This window comes from Rhodanobacter sp. Soil_C_14 (assembly GCF_057657335.1).
The window spans coordinates 157,280-177,337 of sequence record NZ_JBDGIQ010000007.1 but is presented as its reverse complement, the minus strand read 5'-3'; the positions used below and the strand labels follow the sequence as shown (position 1 = coordinate 177,337).

The 20,058-nt window shown below is 65.2% G+C and carries 20 protein-coding genes; 6 read left to right on the top strand and 14 right to left on the bottom strand.

From position 1 onward, the window contains the following. Nucleotides 1-274, top strand: a 274-nt coding sequence (locus AC3A56_RS16125; protein ID WP_487771022.1) for a hypothetical protein, incomplete at its 5' end; no start/stop codon positions are given. Nucleotides 275-319: 45 nt separating this feature from the next. Here the strand turns inward: AC3A56_RS16125 and AC3A56_RS16120 are convergent. The 5 genes from AC3A56_RS16120 to AC3A56_RS16100 form a co-directional block, all read right to left on the bottom strand. Continuing rightward, complete coding sequence (locus tag AC3A56_RS16120; RefSeq protein ID WP_487771021.1) at nucleotides 320-622, bottom strand: SCO4225 family membrane protein; 303 nt, start codon at nucleotides 620-622, stop codon at nucleotides 320-322. A 63-nt stretch (nucleotides 623-685) separates the two neighbouring features. Next, entirely contained in the window at nucleotides 686-1,357 is a 672-nt protein-coding gene (locus AC3A56_RS16115; protein ID WP_487771020.1) for a hypothetical protein, read from the bottom strand. 72 nt (nucleotides 1,358-1,429) lie between these two features. Next, nucleotides 1,430-1,693, bottom strand: coding sequence for a hypothetical protein (locus tag AC3A56_RS16110; RefSeq protein WP_487771019.1), 264 nt, complete (start codon nucleotides 1,691-1,693; stop codon nucleotides 1,430-1,432). A 1,142-nt stretch (nucleotides 1,694-2,835) separates the two neighbouring features. Then, a complete protein-coding gene (locus AC3A56_RS16105; RefSeq protein ID WP_487771018.1) occupies nucleotides 2,836-4,869 on the bottom strand; it encodes a hypothetical protein in 2,034 nt (677 codons plus the stop codon). Between the two features lie 82 nt (nucleotides 4,870-4,951). After that, nucleotides 4,952-5,833: a hypothetical protein gene (locus AC3A56_RS16100; RefSeq protein ID WP_487771017.1), complete on the bottom strand. Its 882-nt coding sequence runs from the start codon at nucleotides 5,831-5,833 to the stop codon at nucleotides 4,952-4,954. A 421-nt stretch (nucleotides 5,834-6,254) separates the two neighbouring features. On the opposite strand from AC3A56_RS16100, the gene fusA reads away from it, so the two are divergent. From fusA to AC3A56_RS16075, 5 genes are all read left to right on the top strand, one after another. Further along, entirely contained in the window at nucleotides 6,255-8,294 is a 2,040-nt protein-coding gene (gene fusA, locus AC3A56_RS16095) for an elongation factor G (RefSeq protein WP_487771016.1), read from the top strand. 79 nt (nucleotides 8,295-8,373) lie between these two features. Then, on the top strand, nucleotides 8,374-8,928 hold the full coding sequence (locus AC3A56_RS16090) for a DUF6438 domain-containing protein (RefSeq protein ID WP_487771015.1): 555 nt from the start codon (nucleotides 8,374-8,376) through the stop codon (nucleotides 8,926-8,928). A gap of 355 nt (nucleotides 8,929-9,283) precedes the next feature. After that, on the top strand, nucleotides 9,284-9,877 hold the full coding sequence (locus AC3A56_RS16085) for an AHH domain-containing protein (protein WP_487771014.1): 594 nt from the start codon (nucleotides 9,284-9,286) through the stop codon (nucleotides 9,875-9,877). Between the two features lie 14 nt (nucleotides 9,878-9,891). Beyond that, nucleotides 9,892-10,452, top strand: coding sequence for a hypothetical protein (locus AC3A56_RS16080; protein ID WP_487771013.1), 561 nt, complete (start codon nucleotides 9,892-9,894; stop codon nucleotides 10,450-10,452). Between the two features lie 44 nt (nucleotides 10,453-10,496). After that, entirely contained in the window at nucleotides 10,497-10,880 is a 384-nt protein-coding gene (locus AC3A56_RS16075) for a DUF6438 domain-containing protein (protein WP_487771012.1), read from the top strand. Between the two features lie 110 nt (nucleotides 10,881-10,990). Here the strand turns inward: AC3A56_RS16075 and AC3A56_RS16070 are convergent, their stop codons facing one another. From AC3A56_RS16070 to AC3A56_RS16030, 9 genes are all read right to left on the bottom strand, one after another. Continuing rightward, on the bottom strand, nucleotides 10,991-11,389 hold the full coding sequence (locus AC3A56_RS16070; RefSeq protein WP_487771011.1) for an energy transducer TonB family protein: 399 nt from the start codon (nucleotides 11,387-11,389) through the stop codon (nucleotides 10,991-10,993). A 196-nt stretch (nucleotides 11,390-11,585) separates the two neighbouring features. Beyond that, complete coding sequence (locus AC3A56_RS16065) at nucleotides 11,586-12,047, bottom strand: hypothetical protein (protein ID WP_487771010.1); 462 nt, start codon at nucleotides 12,045-12,047, stop codon at nucleotides 11,586-11,588. An 806-nt stretch (nucleotides 12,048-12,853) separates the two neighbouring features. Beyond that, on the bottom strand, nucleotides 12,854-14,161 hold the full coding sequence (locus AC3A56_RS16060) for a DUF58 domain-containing protein (RefSeq protein WP_487771028.1): 1,308 nt from the start codon (nucleotides 14,159-14,161) through the stop codon (nucleotides 12,854-12,856). Next, a complete protein-coding gene (locus AC3A56_RS16055) occupies nucleotides 14,161-15,165 on the bottom strand; it encodes an AAA family ATPase (protein WP_056715747.1) in 1,005 nt (334 codons plus the stop codon). The genes AC3A56_RS16060 and AC3A56_RS16055 overlap by 1 nt, the downstream gene beginning before the upstream one ends. Further along, nucleotides 15,162-16,280: a hypothetical protein gene (locus AC3A56_RS16050; RefSeq protein ID WP_487771009.1), complete on the bottom strand. Its 1,119-nt coding sequence runs from the start codon at nucleotides 16,278-16,280 to the stop codon at nucleotides 15,162-15,164. The genes AC3A56_RS16055 and AC3A56_RS16050 overlap by 4 nt, the downstream gene beginning before the upstream one ends. Next, on the bottom strand, nucleotides 16,277-17,812 hold the full coding sequence (locus tag AC3A56_RS16045; protein WP_487771008.1) for a DUF4129 domain-containing protein: 1,536 nt from the start codon (nucleotides 17,810-17,812) through the stop codon (nucleotides 16,277-16,279). The genes AC3A56_RS16050 and AC3A56_RS16045 overlap by 4 nt, the downstream gene beginning before the upstream one ends. Continuing rightward, nucleotides 17,802-18,779, bottom strand: coding sequence for a stage II sporulation protein M (locus AC3A56_RS16040; protein ID WP_007804137.1), 978 nt, complete (start codon nucleotides 18,777-18,779; stop codon nucleotides 17,802-17,804). Before AC3A56_RS16040 ends, AC3A56_RS16045 begins: the two co-directional genes overlap by 11 nt. Next, a complete protein-coding gene (locus AC3A56_RS16035; RefSeq protein WP_056768431.1) occupies nucleotides 18,776-19,456 on the bottom strand; it encodes an RDD family protein in 681 nt (226 codons plus the stop codon). The genes AC3A56_RS16040 and AC3A56_RS16035 overlap by 4 nt, the downstream gene beginning before the upstream one ends. Next, nucleotides 19,456-19,974 (bottom strand): RDD family protein, encoded by a 519-nt coding sequence (locus tag AC3A56_RS16030; protein WP_056715733.1) that lies wholly within the window; start codon nucleotides 19,972-19,974, stop codon nucleotides 19,456-19,458. Before AC3A56_RS16030 ends, AC3A56_RS16035 begins: the two co-directional genes overlap by 1 nt. Nucleotides 19,975-20,058 lie beyond the last annotated feature (84 nt).

The following is a 20,058-nucleotide window of genomic DNA, read 5'->3' as shown; positions in this document are numbered from 1 at the left end:
AGGTGAGAACTTGTTTGGCTTGTTCATGGCTCCATCTTCTCAAGAGTTGGAGCCTCCTCAAAACCCGGGGCGGTTCAGGAATAGCGAGATCGCCAAGGTACAGGTTGCCGTCTATAGCTGTGAAGAGTTCGTAGCACCAGTTGGCAATTGCCTCGTCGGAGAACTTGGCCTCATGGCCATCCTTGCCCTCACGGAGAAGGCGAACAAGGCTATGCGCAGAAAGCGGGAACTCATGAATGCTTATTTTAAGTGCCATGGTTACAGCGACGCCTAACGCTTGAGTTAAGCGGCGGCGAAGCCGTCCGCCTTGAACGAGTAGTTAGACCTTGGCGGGGCGTTTGGGACGCCGCCGGCCTAAGGCAAACAGTACCGCAGCTTGGCACACGCCGCAGAGCGTGAGCCAGGCGACTTGCGTGAACTGTAGAGAGAAGAAGGCCGGCCATGCGCGATACAAAGCACTGACCGACAGGGACGATGGCGAGGTTACAAGGGCAAGCAGGATGCCAGGCAGTAGATGCTCGCGCTCCGAGTGGAAAAACAATGCAGTGGCACCGACGGCCCATCCGGCGGACAGCACAACGATTGCGAGATAACCAATAGCGATGCGTTGTAGTGCTGACATAAGGTCTAACGCTTGAGTTAAGCGGCGGCGAAGCCGTCCGCTTGGACGAATTGTTATGCACCGCTACGGACGCCAAACGTCAATGTCTTTGTTGCTGTGAACGCCAACGAGCACCATTTGACGACGCCAATCCACGAGAATCAAATCGTACTTGGCGTTTAGTTTGGCAAAGACCTTAGTAAGGGTTAAATCGTCTGCGCCGGAATCAAGAATGACGCCTAGAACTGTGATGCCGCTCTCGCTCTTGAGGCCATATAAATTGATCTTTGGTGCGAGAGGGACAGTAAATCCGTTTTTGACCTGACCTAAGGCGCTCGACGACGTCAGGAGGATCGGGGCATTTGTCGGGATTGCGTTAAGAGTGGCTGCGAGACGATCAGTTGCGTCTGAGCCAGCGATGATTGGACGACGTGCTATACGACGTGCGTAAATTTGATCCCAGCCGTATTTCCCCCGATGGGCCTGTTCAAAGGGCTTGTACTCAGCTAAGAGCTTCTTGATTTCTTCCAGACGGTCTTTTGGAAAAAACTCTAATTGAGCCCACTCATCCTCATGGAATTGTGGTGCACCCTCGAAGGACTCGCGAGTTGGAACAGCAAATTCAAGCGAGTCCGCGGCAACAGTTGGCATCGTATAGCGAATTGCTTTTGTATCCACCATTTCGACCTTTGGTGGAGGTTGGGCTGCGCTTGCAACGCCAAAGATGGCCAGGAGAGGTGCAAGTAGCTTTTTCATTTGCCGGAAAGCCTCAAAGGGGCATAACGCTGGAATTGAGCGGCGGCAAAGCCGTCCGCCTCGAATGACTGGTTAGGTGCCAGCATCGTGGACTGCCATTAAACGAGCAAGCAAATAGTGGCCAAACCCTGCTAGTTCAGATTCTGACAAGGACTCAAGGTTCTGGAGCTCGGTTGCATCGTAGTCTTTCCAGGTGACCAAAACCCGATGTTCCCATGGCCCTTTGCCAGACCCACCTACATTGGAAACATCGTCCATGACGACACGGAGCGTGCCGTTTGCCAGCGTTTGAACGCTGCAGACGACACCTTCAGGGCCGCGCTTTTGGTCATCCATTTCCTCGAACCTTCATGTGGCGCCTAACGCTGGAATTAAGCGGCGGCGCAGCCGTCCGCTTGAATGAGATGTTAGGCATGGGCCGAAAGCAGTACGAGCTGCTGGCCCAGCCATGACTTGAACTGCTGCTCCGTAAGTGGGCCTGGCGAATGCCCCCATTCATTCCAGCGCCGGTCAACAACTTGAGACCAATCGTCCACGACTCGGGCAAGCGCAGGATGACCGCCCCAGAACCGAGCCGCGTCACGGCACTGGCTGACACGGCCGTTGAGCTCTTGGATGGAGCAGTTGCCACCCAAGTAGCGCTGGCCCGCCTCTAGCATTTGCCGGAACTCTGTGATTTCGACAGACATTACGTTGATGCCTAACGCTGGAGTTAAGCGGCGGCGAAGCCGTCCGCCTTGAACGAGTTGTTAGGCGAGACAATCGCACACCTACATGAGTGATCGCACGAAATCTCGCACACTTGGCGAAAGTACATGATCCTTTAGTTCCCTGTGATCCCAGAATCTGACGGTACCATCACAGTGCCGGAGGAAGAAGTTGCCATCTAGGTCTGCGCCAATGATGCAAACTTCCTTGCCGCGCCACCACTGCGCTTTAAGTGGCCGCCAATCAGCCGAGCGGATTAGGCACGCAATGACAAGTTGTCTTTCTCCGAATCGGAGGGTTTGTTTATCCCAAAGATTCCGGGCTGCATTGTCAAACTGATCAGAGCCGTCTGTCATGAGAGCCTAACGCTTAGTAGACCCCATATCGGGGCATATGCAATGGATGTTCAGCTTTCGGCTGCGCTTGGTCAAGGACCGATCGTGAGGAGCGACAGGACTGGCCGGATGATGGCTCCTGCTTCCGCGGGTAATTCTTCCTGTGCATATCCCACAAATCGGGGCGCTATGTCTTATCCCCCACAATCGATGGTGATAGCAGGTGCTGGTTCGGTAACGCGCCTACCTGCCTTCTGGACGAAGTTCGGCGGCGTTTGCCGCACGGACACTGCAGCTTGTGCATCGGAACCATTACACCGGATGGATACGCCGGTTCATCCTGGCGAACGGAAGACAAACCTCGCCTGAAAAAGACGCGGTCGCGCTGGCGCGTTCCGGGCCTTGGAGCAAGGCGCCACCGCAGTCCACGACAGCTCAATGGAACTGGTCGCTCGCCGGCACCCACGAACTGGACGATGAGGCCGGCGCGGCGGGTTTGACCGGCAGCGTGATGACTTCGCAGCCGGGGGGCGGCGGGCTGCCGGCGACGCGGGCGGCGGCGCATTCGGCGCTGTTGTCGAACTTGATCATCGGCGCCGGCGATGCGCTGCTGGCGGCGATCGCCGGCTTGGCCACGGGATTGGCCGGGGCCAGGTTCAGGCGATCGTAGATTTTCTGGTCCAGCGGTTTCGCCGGCGGATCGGGGTTGCCGCAGCCCAGCAGCGCGATCGGTATCAGGGGATTCACGGCGCACTTGATGCGGATGCCGCGTGGCAGATGGAAGGTGTGGGTGACCCGGGTCTTCTCCGCCGCGCGCCGCAACGCGGTGTCGATCGAACTTTCGCCTTCGGGTGCCCAGTCCTGTTCGAAGCGGGTCGGCTTGTAGCCGATGTCGGGGCGGCCGTGGCTCATGATCTGGGTGTCGCCATGCGGCTTCAGTTGCACATACTCGCCCAGGCCGGTTTGCGGCTCGCCTTGCGCACTGCCCTGCTGCACGCCCTGCAATGCGCCGGGCTGGTTGCCGCCGGGCTGCGCCTTGCCAGCCTGGTCGCTGGCAGTCGGTGCCTTGCCTGTCTGGTCGACAGCGACCTGCTTGCCGTTGCCCGGCTGCTTCGCCGCTTGGGCCGACGTGGCGGCGCTGCTGTCGGCCGCCGCCGGTTCGCGCACGACGGCATCGGCTCGACCTGGATCACCCAGGTCGCTGCCTTGCGGGATGGCGTCGGGCGCGCGGCTGACGTCGCGCCCCGGCGACTGGTCCGCCGGGGTGGGCGCGGGCTGTTGCGCTTCGTCGCTGGCCTTGGACTGGGGCGATTCGGCTTTTGCCGTCGTGCTGTCGGGAACGGGCGTGGCGGCCGGGGTCACCGTGGGCGGCGCGCTCAGTTCGGGAAGTTCGATGGACGGCTGGACGGCTGTTTGCCGCGGCGTGTCGGTCACCTCGATCTTTTCGCTGGGCGCCTGCGGCTTGATCTCGGCCGGTGCCGATGGCGCCAGCGGCACCGCGTCGAGCTCGGCCTCGGCCACCTCGATCGACGGCGCCTGCACCTGGGGCTTTTCGTTGGACACCGTGGGACGGGGCGCGCTCAGCGGCGCGTCCAGATTGACGATGGGCGAGGCCTGCGCCGGCAGGGGCACCGGCTGCAATGCGGGCACCGGCGGCGCGGCGGGAAGCTCGGCACGCATCACGGTGATGCTGGCCGGCGCTGCGGATTTGGGCACGCTCACGTCCAGCGCGATGCTCGGCATGGCGATCGGCGGCGCGGCCTGCGGCGGCACTTCGGGCATCGCCAGCGAAGGCGGTGGCGGCATCGGCCGATTGCCTTCCAGTTGCGGCTTGCGCACGGACTCGGGCTGGAACTTCGGCGGCACCGGCGCCTGCACCACCGGCGTGGGCAGGTTGATCGACGGCGGCTCGCCGGCCAGCGGCACCGGTTGCAGATCGGGTGCCGGGGCCGGTTGCGGAAGGCTCACCGGTGCCGGTGGCGCGGCCACGGGTTTCGGCTTGGGCGCCTTGACCTTCGCCACCCTGGCGACCACCGGCGGCGCGGCCGCTGTGAGTGGCGCCGGCGTCACCACTGCCTCGACGTTGGCGCTGCGTTCGCTGACCCGGGCCGGCCGCTTGTCGCGACCCTGGTGGCGCGGCCCGCGCTCTTTCGGTGGCGTGCCGCGCACTGGTGGCGGCGGTGGCGGCTCGGGCGGCTCGATCAAGCGCACCTGCAACAGCACCTGCTTTGGCTCGGGCGGCAGCACGACCTGGAACGCGGGGCCGAGCACGAAGCCGAACAGGAAGAACAGATGCACCACCACGGCGCCCGCCATCGCCACGATGCGCAGGGTGCGTTCGCGCGGCCGTGGCCGCGTGCGCTGGTGATACACGCGTGCACGAGTGGCCGCCGCCAGTGGCGAGTTCAGCATCACCTGCGCGGGGTTGGCGGCGCGTCGGGAGGTGGCGTGTGGCGGTGGCGCGGGCATCGGATGAGTGTAGCGGGCGCCGCCCCGGTTGCGCGTGATGGGCGTGACGATCGACCGTCGCGAGGTTCATGCCGCCGCGGGTTCAGTGCCCGCGCGCTGCCTTCGCGGCCCGCTCGCGCAGCTCGGCATCCACGGCACGATCGGGCGTGTCCACCGGGCAACCCCAGGCCAGCGGCTTGCCGGCGCGATACATGTCGATGCAGGCCTGCTCGCTCGGTGGCTTCGGCGCATGCGCCTGCCCGTCCAGCGAGCGCGCCGGCGCCATGTTGAGGCGCACGTCGCCGTCCTTCGCCGAAGGTTTCGCCGGTGGATCGCCGCCACACCCCCCGGCCAGCATGGCCAGCGAGATCGCGCAGTGGATGCGCACGCCGCGCGGAAGCCGGATGGTCTTCTTCACCGTGGTTTTGTCGACCAGCTTCTGCAGCGCGCTGTCGACGGCGTTGCCCTTGCCCCAGTCCTGGTCGAAGCGCGTGGCCTGGTAGGTGACCGGACTGCGGTGCTGCATGATCCGCGGGTCGCCCTGGGGCAGGTGCTGCACGTAGTCGGGCACCGGCGTGCTGCTTGCCGGGGCGGGCAACAGGGGCTGGCCGCTTTCATCGAACAGCCGTGTCGTGTCGGGCGGGGGCGGCGCGGGCAGCTGCAGGCTCATGGCGTTCTTTCGCGGCGGTTCGCGCGGCGCCAGCGGAGCGCGGGGACGCGGCGGTGCCTGCAACGCCGGGGCCGGTGATGTCGCCCTCGCCGGCGCGCTGCTGATGAAGCGGATCTGCAGCGCTTCCTGGGCGGGCGCGCTGGTGGTCGGGGCGATCATTCGTGGACGCATCTGCTGCCACACCACCAGCACGAACACGCCGTGCAGCAACGCGGCGAGCAGCAGGGCCAGCCAGTGCTGGCGGCGTTCGCGCCGTGGCTCGTGCCAGCGGCGGCCACGCCCGGCCGCCAGGGCGCGCGGGGTCGCCTCGTGCATCGGCGGCGCCGGCGACTCCTCGGCGGACACCGGCGACGGGCGTTGGGCGAGCGGCGAGCGGGCGATGACGGAACCTCGGGCGTGGCGGGAGCGGGCAGCATGCCGAGCGGGAACTGAATTCCGGCCGGCCGGATGGCGGCGCACATCCGGCGGGATGGCGACGCCACGGCGCTTGAGACCACCCGGCGACGGCGGCGGTTCCCCGCAGTGCAGCTTGACCCGCACGCCGCTCGGCTCAAGTCTAGGCGGGCGGCGCCTTGCGCCGCCTCTCCGCCATGACCGCCCGATCCGCTGACTTCGCCTGCCGCGAACTCGAGGACGACCATGACGGCCCGCCATTGTCAGCCGCTACAGCGCGGCTTCGTGCGGCGCCGTGGTTGATGCCGGCACGATCCGCGCCCAGTCATGGGAGGGTCGCATCGTGACGTATTCCACGGAAAGCATCCGCAACATCGCATTCGCCGGGCACGCCGGCGTGGGCAAGACCAGCTTGTTCGAGGCGCTGCTGGTTGCCGGCGGCGCCATCCAGTCCGCCGGCAGCGTCGAGCGCGGCAACACGGTTTCCGACAGCGACAGCCAGGAGAAATCGCGCGCCCATTCCATCGACAGCTGCGTGGCGAATCTCGACCACGGCGACTGCCACGTGAACCTGATCGACACCGCCGGCTACGCCGACTTCCGCGGCGCCACGCTGGCCTCGCTGTCGGCGGTGGAAACCGTGGCGGTGGTGGTCAACGCGATCAACGGCATCGAGTACGGCACGCGCCGCATGATGATGCATGCAAAAGCGCGCGGCCTGGCCCGCGTGCTGGTGATCAACAAGATCGACTTCGACGGCGCCAACCTGCCCGCCCTGGTCGACGCGCTGCGCGACGAGTTCGGCAGCGAATGCCTGCCGGTGAACCTGCCCGCCAATCGCGGCAGCCGCGTGCTGGACTGCTTCTTCCACAGCGACGGCGCCACCGATTTCTCGTCACTGGCCGAGGCGCACCAGCGCATCCTCGACCAGGTGGTGGAGATCAACGAAGGCGTGATGGATCGCTACCTCGATGCCGGCGAAGGCTCGCTCACGCCGGAGCAGCTCCACGACGCGTTCGAGCAATGCCTACGCGAAGGGCATCTGGTGCCGATCTGCTTCGTCAGCGCCCGCACCGGCGCGGGCATCCGCGAATTCCTCGACCTCGCCGCGCGACTGCTGCCCAATCCCGCCGAAGGCAACCCGCCACCGTTCGCCCGCGACGATGGCACGCCGCTGGCGGTCAGCGCCGATCCGTCAGCCCACGTGATCGCCGACGTGTTCAAGATCGTCAACGACCCGTTCGTGGGCAAGCTGGGCGTGTTCCGCGTGTGGCAGGGCACCGTGCGCCGCGACAGCCAGCTGCTGGTCGACGACGGCCGCAAGCCGTTCAAGGTCGGCCACCTGTTCCGGGTGCAGGGCAAGAACCATGTGGAGATCGAAGTCGCCGTGCCGGGCGACATCGCCGCGGTGGCCAAGGTGGAGGAGATCCATTTCGACGCGGTGCTGCACGACTCGCACGACGAGGACCGGATCAGCCTGGCGCCGCTGGTGTTTCCCGCGCCGATGTTCGGGCTGGCGCTGGAGCCGAAGCACAAGGGCCAGGAGCAGAAACTTTCCAATGCGCTGGCGCGGCTGGCCGAAGAAGACCCGTGCTTTCGCGTCGAGCACCACAAGGAGCTCAACGAGACCGTGGTGCGCGGCCTGTCCGACCTGCACCTGAAGGTGATGCTGGAACGCATGCGCGAGCGCTACGGCGTGGAGGTCGACTCGCATCCGCCGCGGATCGCCTATCGCGAAACCATCGCCGGCCACGCCGAAGGCCATCACCGGCACAAGAAGCAGACCGGCGGCGCCGGCCAGTTCGGCGAGGTGTTCCTGCGCGTCGAGCCGATGGAACGCGGCGCCGGCTTCGAGTTCGTCGACGCGGTGAAGGGCGGCGTGATTCCCGGCCAGTTCCTGCCGGCGATCGAGAAAGGCGTGCGCCAGGCGATGGAACACGGCGCCGTGGCCGGCTATCCGCTGCAGGACGTGCGCGTCACCGTCTACGACGGCAAGTACCACGCGGTGGACTCCAAGGAAGTGGCCTTCATCAGCGCCGGCAAGAAGGCATTCCTCGATGCCGTGGTGAAGGCGCGGCCCACCGTGCTGGAGCCGATCGTCAACATCGAGGTGGCGATCCCCGAACACAACGTGGGCGACGTCACCGGCGGCCTGGCCGGCAAGCGCGCCCGCATCCTGGGCACCGACAGCCAGCGTGGCGGCGAGCTGGTGATCAAGGCGCAGGCGCCGCTGGCCGAACTGACCGACTATCCCACCGAACTGAAATCGATGACTGGTGGCCGCGGCCGCTACAGCCTCGACCTCAGCCACTACGAGGCGGTGCCGGCCACCGTGCAGAAGCAGCTCAGCGAGGCGTGGAAACCGCACGCGGAGGAGGACTGATGGTGCCGCACGCCACGCGCACGTCGCCTTCATCGCACGCCGCTATGCTGGTCATCCCCGACCGACACGGAGCATCACCATGAAGCCAGCCTGCACCCTGCTGCTGCGCGGCCTGCTCGCCGGCTCGATGCTGTGGCTGGGCGCCTGCGCCGTGCGCGCCCAGGCCGACGGTACCCAGCCCATGCCTGAAAACAGCATCACCCTCGAACGCAGCACCTGCTTCGGCAACTGCCCCGCGTATCGCGTGACCGTGACCGCCGCCGGCCAGGTGAGCTTCACCGGCCAGGCCCACGTGCAAACCATGCAGGCCACCGGCCAGGTCACCCCGACCCAGCTGGCCGCGATCCACGACGCGCTGGCGCGCGCCGACTTCGATGCGATGCAGGCCAGCTACGTCAGCCGCAACGACGGCTGCGGCATGATCATGACCGACCAGCCCGGCATCAAGATCACCGTGGACAGCTCCAGCGGCAACCGCAGTGTGGACTTCTATTTCGGCTGCACCGGCCCGGCCGCCGAAGCGGTACGCCCGCGCATCGAGCAACTGGCCAACAGCATCGACCAGCAACTCGGCACGCGGCGCTGGATCGGTACGCCGAAACCGCCGGGCGCGGCGGAACACGTGGAGCGCTGAGCAGACGCCACCGGCGCCCCGCGCGTAGGGCAGACACCGTCCGCCGACTCTTCAGGTATATACGACTCATGGTGACAGACCACGATCAAAGAGCGGAATTCAACTACCTCCGGCCCCTTTGATCACCGAGGTGCTGCCCGACGAACTGGTCGAAGAGATGCGCCTCCACTTGCAGCAGCAGAAGGTGTTGGGGACAGATCGGTTTCGGTCGAGAGTTGAAGAGAGGACGGGCTGATTCACCGCCGTGCGGTCGATAGGCCTTCCCCATGCGTTCAAATTGTCCTGACACCTTTCGCCTTTTGTAGCAAACTGAGGCGCCGCTCAAGACATGCCAACCACACAGGGAAGAAGAACCATGTCGACAAAAACAGGCAGTATCTCTTCGCTTGCGCCCGACCTGGACACTCCAGCGGATATCTTGAATCTGACCATTGCAAGCAATCGGATTGCATCCAACGGACGCAACTTCAATTCGTATGATGTTCGAAACTCGCTGTTGGTTCGCCAACAGAAGGCACGTGTCAGATACCGGAACGGTATGACCCTGCCAACCTCAGCGGAAGTATTGTTGGCCAACGCTGAGCGAAAGGACTACAACCATCGTCGCTCCCTATCCACGAACGTAACGAAAGCGACGTCGCAGGCTCGGCCCGCTGATGTCTGTGCTCATCACATCGTCGCGCTACGCGACATTGAAGCGGAGAACTCTCGACTCCTGCTGTTCGTGTGGGGTATCGGCATCAATGACGCCGACAACGGCGTCTTCCTGCCTCGCTATGGCAAAGGGCTGCCTGGCTATCCAGATGCCGCACATCACAGCCCGCACCATGCGGCTACGTACCACCTCACGGTGTTCTATCAGCTGAGTCGCGCGACCGAAGTCGAATCGGGTCGAGTACGTCTACGCTCGATCAAGTCACAATTGCTGTCGGGCGTGTTGACGCTTTGAGTAGGGGAAGACAGATGACGATCTGGGAACTGCGATGCGCCTCTGTTCGAGACTACGCCATGGTTGTCTCTCTAAACCGGGATGACATGCTCGAACGACTTTTCAACACGAATGGAAGTCCAAAAAATTGGCTTGATCGTCCGCTCGTCGGCTTGGCGGACAGCGCGCGAGGCAAGAACCCGCGCCCGCCAGCCGACGTCAGTGCGATGGTCGCTGGTGCATTGGTTCTCAATGAGCGCGCAAGGATGATGCTGGCCCCGTTTTTGTTGCAGTTCGGACAACTGCTGGAGCTCGATTGCCAAGGTAGTGGTGAGGTTCGCCACTTCTACAACGTCACCAATATCATCCATTGCGTCAATGTGGAGCGCTCCGAGATGTCCGATCTGGGGGACGTAAAAATGGAGGCGTTCAATGAATTGAAGATTCCCGTTGAGCCCGCCATCTTCAAAGATCCCTCGACGGCAGACGTCAGAATCTATATCAATGATTCCGGCAAAAGGCACATGGATAGCTTGATTGCTTCCGCGAATTTGACCGGCATCGAATGTGGCGCTCTGGCCCCGCTACTCTGGTAAAACAAAGGGGCCAGCTCAACCTGATCCCCTTGGGCTGTGTAACCGTGACCGCTGACGGCCAGGTGCGCTTCGCCGGCCAGGCCCACGTGCAAACCATGCACGCCACCGGCCAGGTCACTCCGACCCAGCTGGCCGCGATCCACGACGCGCTGGCGCGCGCCGACTTCGATGCGATGCAGGCCAGCTACGTCAGTCGCAGCGGCGGCTGCGGCATGATCATGACCGACCAGCCCGGCATCAGGATCACCGTGGACAGCCCCGGCGGCAGCCGCAGCGTGGACTTCTATTTCGGCTGCACCGGTCCGGCCGCCGAAGCGGTACGCCCGCGCATCGAGCAACTGGCCAACAGCATCGACCAGCAACTCGGCACGCGGCGCTGGATCGGCACGCCGAAACCACCGGGCGCGGCGGAACACGTGGAGCGCTGAGCAGACGCCGCCGGCGCCCCGCGCGTAGGGCGGACATCGTCCGCCGGCACTTTCGGGCACGCCCTCCGTGGCGGCTGCCCTGGCAGCATGGAAACGCGGACAACTGAGCCTCACCCCTGCCCGGGATCAATTCCATTCCATTCAATAACGCGATTGGATCTGACAAAAAAAACCAGGCTGTAAGTTCTGAACCTGCCAAATGCCTCAGTTCTGAACCGATACTTTTGTACAGCCCTGACAGCAGCCATTTCCACCCCAATATTTTTGGTCGACTCCGCAATGGAGATATCGATTGGAACGCCATTCGAATCGATGGAAAAGTTCAGCCGAACACATTCCAAAGCGTCACCGTCTGATGACATTTCGCCAATGGGTAGCTCCATTACCGCGGAGTGGACAATAAGCGAGCCTGTTCTATCGACAAGCAGATGTTCCGCGTGCCTTCCACAGTCGAAACTGGCTTCGCCTGATGACGTTGCCGCAAGCATAAGCAAGGTGGCGAAAATCATATGTTCACCTCTCGACCAGTCCTCAGGAACAGGAAGGCTGTCATATGTTTCCTACAAGAACCCCCGCCCATTAAACTCGCCCTCTGATTCAGCCGAAGCAACGGTACGCTGCCTCATCGAAAATAAGCCACGTTGGGACTGTTGGCCATGGCGGTCGAATTGCGAACAAATCAGAGTAACCCAAACCCATTCCGGTTTATTTCTTTATTTTCTCAATTGCCTTATAAATCGCCGATTCGGAACCCAACTGTGAACCGACTTGTCCTGATGGAGGAAATTCACCGCTTTTTAGCGCCGCTCGCAAATCTGGCACGTAGCCGACAGCCCTAGGCCCAATGTTTCCCAATGCAACCGCGGCATACATCTTGACACCATCATTGGGATCAGGCAGCAAGCTAGACAGCGCGCGAAGCTCGGCATCACTGACTGAATTTCGAGCATCAACACTCATTGCAGAAACCGACTCGGACAAACTTCTGGCCAAACGGACTCGCTCCTCGCCTGCCGACGTAACCTTTAAGGCTTTAATCCGGGCCAAAATGGACTGTTGACCATGCCCATTAATCTCGCCACCTGTCTGGCTTGCATATGTTGCGAATGGCGGTGTCGTCAATGGCATGATCATCGTCAGGATGACTGCCGAAAGTATCTTTTTCATGGTAGCCACCACTATCCTGCATCGTTGACAGTCATTCAGCAGAATGGGGCGTTGCCAATTGAGCCTGCCAGGTGGTTCGCTCTGCCTGGCAATGTTCGAATTCAATTAGCCACGCCCCTTTAATTTCTCGGTCGCCGAAGCGGTACGCCCGCGCATCGAGCAACTGGCCAACAGCATCGACCAGCAACTCGGCACGCGGCGCTGGATCGGCACGTCAAAGGCACCAGGGGCGGTGGAACATGCCAAGCGCTGAAAACCTGCGCGAGCGGGAAAGATCAAAAGAACCGGGATCTAATTACCTCCGCCCCTTTAAATTAATCTCACATATCATTTAACGTGGCGATTTATTATCTATTTTTTCGTCGCGCCCCGCTTATGAGCAAAAAAACAAAACACCACCCCCCATGAATAGAAACCACTTGCCAAACTCTCTAATCACAAGATCAATAGAGAAGTGCACCGAACCCATGTCGTGAAAATAACCTCGAAAGTTAGCCATAAGAACTACAATAAAAGACGCCAAAAGACCGAAGAGAACTGAAACAAGGATCAACTTAGCCCAAGTATTCATTGACCTTTACCCTTACTAGCCAAATCGCTCGGCGTCAATTGTCCGGCGGCACTACTCACCACGTTACCGAACAAAGGGAACGGAGGCAATTAAACGGCTTAGCCTACTCGTGACCGGCGCCATCACGGCAGGCCTGCCTGGTCGCCTCTCAGCTCAGCGCATCTCAAGTGCAGCCCCAGTTCTGTCATATCGCCTGACGAAGGCGCGGCGCATAGATGCATAGCCTCCCCACCACTCAAAGCCGACTGCTCCGCTTCAATGCCAGGTACCGTTCGATCAGCGCGCCGGACAGTTCGCTGCAGCTGACGTCGAGGGTGTTGACGCCTTCGCGGCGCAGGGATTCATGCACGCGGTCGCGCTCGGCCAGGTAGTGCATCGCGGCGGCGCTGCGGATGCTGTCTTCGAGTTCTTCGCCCGGCTCGCTGGCGGCGCGGTCCAGCGCCAGTTCGCGCAGGCTGACCAGCATCACCAGGTGGCGTTTGGACAGCATGCCGACCGCGGCGCGCAGTTCCACGTCGTCCTCATCGCGCACGTTGGTGATCAGCACGACCAGGGCGCGGCGGCGCTGGTGCGCCTGCAGCGCGCTGGCCGCGGCCAGGTAGTCGGTGGCTTCGGGCAGTGCCTGCAGGTCGTAGCCGGCACCGAGCAGCATGTCCATGCCCAGGCTGCCCTGCTGCGGCGGCAGCCAGCGTTGCTGCTGGCCGGTGCAGGCCAGCATGCCGACCGCGTCGCCCTGGCGTAGCGCGATGCTGGCCAGCGCCAGCGATGCGTTCAGCACGTGATCGAAATGCACCAGCTGGTCGTCCTGCGCCAGCATGCGGCGGCCGCAGTCCAGCATCAGCACCACCTGCTGGTTGCGCTCGTCGCGGTACTCGCGCGAGATCAGCCGGCTGCTGCGTGCAGTCGCCTTCCAGTCGATCTTGCGCAGGCTGTCGCCGACGCGGTAGTCGCGCAGTTCCTGGAATTCGGTGCCTTCGCCGCGACGCCGCTGCAGCCGCGCGCCCACGCTGCGCGAGGCCAGCTCCACGCTGAGTCCCGCCAGCTCGGCCAGCGAAGCGAAGTTCGGATACACGCGCACGGTCGACGACGCACCGATCACGCGGCGCGCGGTCCATGCACGCCAGGGCGAGCGCAGTTGCACGTGGCAGCCGTCGAAGACGAACTGGCCCCGCGCATCGGGGATCACGCTGTAGTCGAGCAGCAGATCCCGTCCCGGCGGCAGGCGCACGTCGCGCGGCATGCCATGGACCACCCAGCCGCCCGGATGCAGGTCGTGCAGGCGCAAGGCCTGCGTCCGCCGCGTGCCGCCGCGCAGGCGCAGGCTGACCGTGGCCGGCGGACCCAGCGGCATCACCGGCACCACGTCGCGCTGCAGTTCGGGCGAGGGCATCCGGCGCAGGCGCAGGACGTCGACCAGGGCGAACAGCGCGATCACGACGGCAGCGGCCAGCCACGCGGACAGCGGCAGCCAGCCAAGGCTGGCCAGCACGCTGAGCACGGTCCAGCCCAGCAGCACCCACAGCAGTAGCGGAGCAGGTCGCATCATTGGCGCGGCGCGGGCACCTTGTGCAGCAGCGCGGCGAGCACGTCGTCGGGCCGCTGCCGCTCGATCAGCGCCTCCGGCGCCAGCACCAGGCGATGGCGCAGCGCCGGCAAGGCCACCGCGCGCACGTCGTCGGGCGTGACGAAATCACGACCGTCGACCGCGGCGTGGGCGCGTGCCAGTCGCGCCAGCGCCAGCCCGCCGCGCGGACCGGCGCCGCCGATCACGCCCGGCCACTCGCGCGTGGTGCGGGCGATGCGCACGGCGTAGTCGGTGACCGCCTCGTCCATGCGGATCGCCGCCACCGCTTTCTGCACCGCCATCAACTGGGCCTGGCTCAGCACCGGGCGCACCTGCGACACGTCGAGGTCGGCGGCGATCTTGCCGTTGACCACGCTGGCCACCATGCGTCGCTCGTCTTCCAGGCCGGGATAGCCGATGACCACCTTGATCAGGAAGCGGTCCAGCTGCGCCTCGGGCAAGGGATAGGTGCCTTCCTGCTCGATCGGATTCTGCGTGGCCACCACCATGAACGGCTCGGGCAGCGCGAAGCGGCGGCCTTCGATGGTGACCTGGCCTTCCTGCATCGATTCGAGCAGGGCGGCCTGGGTCTTCGCCGGCGCGCGGTTGATCTCGTCGGCCAGCAGCAGGTTGGCAAACACCGGGCCGCGACGGATCTGGAAACGCTCGGCCTTGGGATCGTAGATCGCATGGCCGGTGACGTCGGCCGGCATCAGGTCGGGGGTGAACTGCACGCGGCCGAAGGTGCAGCCGACCGACGCGGCCAGTGCGCGCACCAGCAAGGTCTTGCCCAGGCCGGGCACGCCTTCGATCAGCACGTGGCCGCTGGCCAGCAGGGCCAGCAGCACCTGGTCGAACACGTCGCCCTGGCCGATGAAGGCGCGGGTGACCTGGCCGCGCAGGGCGCGCGTCTGCTCGCCCAGTTCGGCGATCGACAACGGGGCCGGCGGCGTGACCGGAGTAGCGAGGGTTTCGGTAGTCATGGGCGGCTCCTGAGTCGGGCCAGGGTGATGATGGAAGTGCGGAAGGCCTGGGCGTTCGCGGGTGACTGGAAGGCTTGCGCGATCTGCGCGGCGTCGAGCGCGCTGCGCTCGGCCAGGCGGGCGTACAGCGCATCGCCGTTGAGCATGGCGCAGGCCGGGTCGCGTCGGCGCAGGCGCGCCAGCACGGTGTCGCTGGCCAGCCGGTGCAGGCTGCGGCCGCCGTCGCGGCGATAGACGAACTCGCCGGCGGCGTGCACGTGTTCGAGCAGCGCACGCCGATGCAGCGCCGGCGCGGGCATCAGCGGACCCAGCCGCGCGCTGCGCATCGCCATCCACGCGCCGAGCAGCAGGGCCAGCGCCAGCAGCGCGGGCCAGCCCTTGAGCCACAGGAATGTCAGGAACGACGGACCATCCAGCGCGTACACGATGTAGAGCGTGCCGCGCCCGCGATTCGGTTCCAGCAAGCCCCAGGCGAACTGTTGCGCCACCGCCCGCTTCAGCTTGTCGCGCGAGATCGGGGCGAAGCTGGCCAGCAGGCTCACCCTGCCCTTGCCCAGCCGGGTGCGCGCGAACAGGTAGCCGCCTTGCGCATCGCCGATGGAAGCCTCGACCGCCGTGGCGGCGGCACCGGCCAGCAGGAAACGGGCGCCGCACAGGCGCAGCTTGTCGTCGTCCTTGCCGTTTTCCGCATCATCGAAAGCGCTGCACGCATATTCGCCCGGATGCGGATCGAGCAGGCCCAGCGCATCGAACAGCGGTGTGCGCGCACCGCTTGCCGCCCCCGGCGACAGCAGCAGAAGGCCGCCGCCGCGCACCCACGCGGCGATGCGCGCCGCATCGGCGACATCGACCCGGCTGGCGTCGTCGCCCAGAAGCAAGGTGTCGCCGGGCTGCAGAGCAAGATGCTTCGGGTCCAGCGTGGTCAGCGAGCGCGCGGGCAGCTCCAGCCGCCGCAGGGTTTCCTGCAGGGCGAAGAAGCGGTTGTAGCGGGCCTCGCCATGCGCTGGCGTGGTTTCGACGACGTCCCGGCGTTCGAACGTGGCGAAGAAGCCGGCCAGCAACAGCAGTACCGCGCCGAGCAGGGCCAGGACGAGGGTCAGCGTCCGGCGATTCATGCCGGTGCTCCCGCCTGCGCGGGCCAGCCCGTCAGCAGTTGCTCGATGGTGGCGTCATCCGGATAGCGGCCGGCGTAGGCAGCGAACTGCCAGGTGCGCACGATCGCCACCACCCGCTGCGCACGCGCGACATCCTCGATCGCGCCGGCGCGGTGCAGCCAGTCCGACTCGGTCGCATCCTTCGACGGTGGCAGTTGCAGCAGCTGCGCCGTGTGTTCCACGCAGCCGCGATAAAGCAGGGCCAGCGCCTCGCGCCTGCGCTGCGCCTGCCACAGCGCGCGGGTGGCCGCGGCCAGGTCGTCGGGCAGCGGCAGCTCGGCCGCATCGCCGGGCAACAGGCTGGACGAGGTCATCGCCGCCGGCTCTTCCGGCTCGGCTTGCCAGCGTCCACGCCAGCGCCAGGCAAACCAGCCCAGCGTCACCAGCGCAGCGCCCAGCAGCAGCCACAGCAGGCCCTTGAAGATCGCCGACAGCCACTGGCCCAACGCGGGGAACGGCATCTCCTGTTGCTGGCGTTCCGTCTGCCACGGATGCTTGAGCCGCCAGCCGCGCGTCGTGTGTTCGCCACCGAAGCGCGGGTCGCGATAGACCTGCGCGGCCGCTTCGGCGAAGCGCCTTCCGTCGCCGGCCGGCGGCGTGCCGAACACCTTCTCGACGCTGGTGGCGATGGGTTTTTCCGGCGCACTGACGCTTGCCTGTGCACGCGGGCTCGCCTGCGCATGCAGCGAAGGCAGCATGCCCACGCACAGCAGCACGCCCAGCACCTTGCCCAGCGCCTCGATGCGCGTGCGCATGCGGCGGAATGCCAGGTCGATGTCCCACGCCTCCAGTTGCGTGCGGCGATTGAGATACAGCGCGAATCCGCAGGCGACGTACAACGGCTCGATCGCGCTCATCGCCAGGTAGGCCACGCCCGCGCCCAGCACGATCCAGATGGTCGAGACGCCCTGCGTTCCGCCGCGGAACAACTCGCCGAGCGACTCCGGCCGCCATTCGTCGGGAATCAGCAGCCACGCGAACAGCCAGAAGCTGAGGAACAGCACCAGCTCGAACTGCAGGCAACCATAGGTCAGCAGGCTGACGTCGCCCACGATGCGCTTGCGCAGCACCTTCCAGCGCGCCGAGCGCTGCTGCCGCGTAGCGCCTTCGAGCAGATCCAGCGGCAGGCGCAGGGCGCGACTGCTGTCGATGCGCAACCAGGTCAGCCCGGCCAGCGTGCTGCGCCAGCTCCACTGGCGCTGGCCACGCAAGGTTTCGCGCCAGCCCGGCGCGCGATCGAACACCGCACGCGACAGCACGTACAGCGGCACCCGGTCGAACAGCGGCTTCAGCCACCACACCAGCACCCAGCCCAGCCACGGCAGGTCGAGCAGCAGGCCCAGCGCATTGCACAGCACGAACGCCGGCAGGGTGAAGGCGAACCACGCCGACCACACCGCGCGCGCGTTGGCGCGCAGCATGGCGGCGCCAAGATCGACCGCCTCGCGCGTCACGCGCGGGCGCAGCACCACGCTGATCCGTTCAAGCTCCATGCCTGCCCGCCCTGCCGCCACGCCACAACCAGCCAAGCACCAGCACCCACAACACGGCGGCGCTGCCGAACTTCACCGCATCGGACAGGCTGGCGATCGACGACCAGTACGCCTCGACGAAGGCCGCCACCACCAGCATCGCAAACGCGCCCAGGGCCAGCTGCGCCCCGATCCAGCCGGCCGCGACCAGGGCCGGTCCGCGGCGCTGGCGACCCGGTGACAGCAAGGTCAGCCCCAGCCGCAGGCCCGCACCGCCGGCGATCACCAGCGCGGTCAGCTCGAAGGCGGAATGGGCGGCGACAAAACGCCAGAACGGACCGCCATAACCGATCGCGGTGAGGTGCCCGGCGACGCCGCCGATCAGCAGGCCGTTGGCGCCCAGCACGTAGATCGCGCCGACGCCGAAGACCAGGCCCGAGGCGAACGAGCGAAACGCGATGCTGACGTTGTTCATCACGTAGAAGCCGAACATGTGCAGGTCGGTGCCGCTGCTGCGGCCGATCTGCGCGTTGGCGGGGTCGTACATCTTCTCGAATTGCGCCAGTTGCGCGCTGCTGAAGACCGTGTGCGCCAGCTCAGGGCGCAGCTGCATCAGCACCAGGGTGACCAGCGCCGGCACGTAGAACAGCACCGCCGCCGCCAGCATGCAGCGCCATTGCGCCCGCACCAGCCGCGGAAAGCCGGCGACCAGGAACGCGATGACGCGATGCCAGCGCGGCGCCGGCGGCTGGTACAGCACGCGATGCCCCTGCTGCACGATGCGCTGCAGGCGCTCGGTGACTTCATGGCTGTAGCCGCGACCGCGGGCCAGCGCCAGGTGATGGCAGATGCGCCGATACGACGCGGGAAAATCCAGCGCCTGCTCCTGGCGCAGGGTGCGTTTCGCCTGCCGGTCCAGCGCATTCAGCCACGACTGCAGGTGGTCCCACTCGCGGCTGTGCAGGGCGACGAAGCGTTCCTGTTTCATGCCCGCCCCAGCAGCCAGTTGGCGTGCGCCACCAGTTGGCGGATCGCCCCGGTGTCGCGCTGCCCGGTCAGCGGCGTCAGCAGGTTGGCCAGTTCTTCCTGGCGCTGCACGGTGAGCTGGCCGGCGCGCTCGGCGAACTCGACCAGCGCGGCCTGCTCGTCGCTGGCCAGCACCAGCGGCAGCGGCACCGCGGTCAACGCGGGAATCTCCTGGCCGGCAGGAAGGTCCGCGACGTGGATCACCATGGTGCCGGCCACGATGTCGCCGAGGCGCCGCGCGTGCGGATCGATCAGGGTGCAGGCCAGGCCCACGCCGTAGACGCCCGGCAGTGCATCCACCACCCGCAGCAGGTTGCGCACCACCGACGGCAGCCAGGTCACCGGCGTGCCGTCGGCATTGACCACGCGCAGGCCCAGTGCGCGCTTGCCGAACGTCTGCCCGCCCAGCCACACCTCGCACACCACCGAGTAGCCCCACAGCAACGCGAACATCACCAGCATCGCCAGCCCGTTGCCGCCCTTGCCGAACGCCGCCAGCGGGATCAACGCCACGAAGAAGATCGCCAAGCGCAGCAGCAGGTCGACCATCCACGCCTGCGCACGGGGCAGCGCGCCGGCTGCACGCAGGCGCAGCGAGACGCCTTCCGGCGTCTCGATCTCGCGGACGGTATCGATCATCAAGCGTCGACGACGATGGTGTCGGCGATCAGGTCGTGCAGGCAGCGCTTGTCCTTGCCGAAGATCATCATCGGATCGATCAGGTTGATCGCCTTGCCCACGAACGGAATCATGCCCAGGATCAGCACCGGCACCACGCGCAGGAAAATGTAGCGCCCCAGGCCGATCCGGCTGCCGTCGGTGCGCACCACCGCGATGTCCACGGCACGCTTGCCGATGGTCTGCCCGCTCCGGTGCAGCATCAGGCAATTCACCACGATGATGGTGACCATCAGGGCCAGGCCCAGCAGCATCAGCGCGACCATCGGCCCGGCGGGCTTGATCCCCTTCCTGACGTCCAGTGCCATGTAACCGGCCCAGAACACCGGCGCCAGCCAGATCAGGCTGACCACGCCATCCAGCAAGGCGGCACCCAGACGCTTGCCACGCCCGGCCTTGCGGTTCTCCAGGTCATACGCGTCCCACGCGCTTGCATCGTCGACCACGGCCGCCGGTGCGGCGTACGGATTGTTTTCCATCGAGTCCTTCCCCTTGCTGCTTGTCCATGTTGCCCTCCCCCATGGCGAGCAACTTCCACGGAGTATAAAAGGCGTTTTCCGCGC

Coding starts and splice junctions, on each gene's coding strand:
- AC3A56_RS16120 (WP_487771021.1), bottom strand. CDS start 622: ATGTCAGCACTACAACGCATCGCTATTGGTTATCTCGCAATCGTTGTG.
- AC3A56_RS16115 (WP_487771020.1), bottom strand. CDS start 1,357: ATGAAAAAGCTACTTGCACCTCTCCTGGCCATCTTTGGCGTTGCAAGC.
- AC3A56_RS16110 (WP_487771019.1), bottom strand. CDS start 1,693: ATGGATGACCAAAAGCGCGGCCCTGAAGGTGTCGTCTGCAGCGTTCAA.
- AC3A56_RS16105 (WP_487771018.1), bottom strand. CDS start 4,869: ATGCCCGCGCCACCGCCACACGCCACCTCCCGACGCGCCGCCAACCCC.
- AC3A56_RS16100 (WP_487771017.1), bottom strand. CDS start 5,833: ATGCACGAGGCGACCCCGCGCGCCCTGGCGGCCGGGCGTGGCCGCCGC.
- AC3A56_RS16090 (WP_487771015.1), top strand. CDS start 8,374: ATGAAGCCAGCCTGCACCCTGCTGCTGCGCGGCCTGCTCGCCGGCTCG.
- AC3A56_RS16085 (WP_487771014.1), top strand. CDS start 9,284: ATGTCGACAAAAACAGGCAGTATCTCTTCGCTTGCGCCCGACCTGGAC.
- AC3A56_RS16080 (WP_487771013.1), top strand. CDS start 9,892: ATGACGATCTGGGAACTGCGATGCGCCTCTGTTCGAGACTACGCCATG.
- AC3A56_RS16070 (WP_487771011.1), bottom strand. CDS start 11,389: ATGATTTTCGCCACCTTGCTTATGCTTGCGGCAACGTCATCAGGCGAA.
- AC3A56_RS16065 (WP_487771010.1), bottom strand. CDS start 12,047: ATGAAAAAGATACTTTCGGCAGTCATCCTGACGATGATCATGCCATTG.
- AC3A56_RS16060 (WP_487771028.1), bottom strand. CDS start 14,161: ATGCGACCTGCTCCGCTACTGCTGTGGGTGCTGCTGGGCTGGACCGTG.
- AC3A56_RS16055 (WP_056715747.1), bottom strand. CDS start 15,165: ATGACTACCGAAACCCTCGCTACTCCGGTCACGCCGCCGGCCCCGTTG.
- AC3A56_RS16050 (WP_487771009.1), bottom strand. CDS start 16,280: ATGAATCGCCGGACGCTGACCCTCGTCCTGGCCCTGCTCGGCGCGGTA.
- AC3A56_RS16045 (WP_487771008.1), bottom strand. CDS start 17,812: ATGGAGCTTGAACGGATCAGCGTGGTGCTGCGCCCGCGCGTGACGCGC.
- AC3A56_RS16040 (WP_007804137.1), bottom strand. CDS start 18,779: ATGAAACAGGAACGCTTCGTCGCCCTGCACAGCCGCGAGTGGGACCAC.
- AC3A56_RS16035 (WP_056768431.1), bottom strand. CDS start 19,456: ATGATCGATACCGTCCGCGAGATCGAGACGCCGGAAGGCGTCTCGCTG.
- AC3A56_RS16030 (WP_056715733.1), bottom strand. CDS start 19,974: ATGGAAAACAATCCGTACGCCGCACCGGCGGCCGTGGTCGACGATGCA.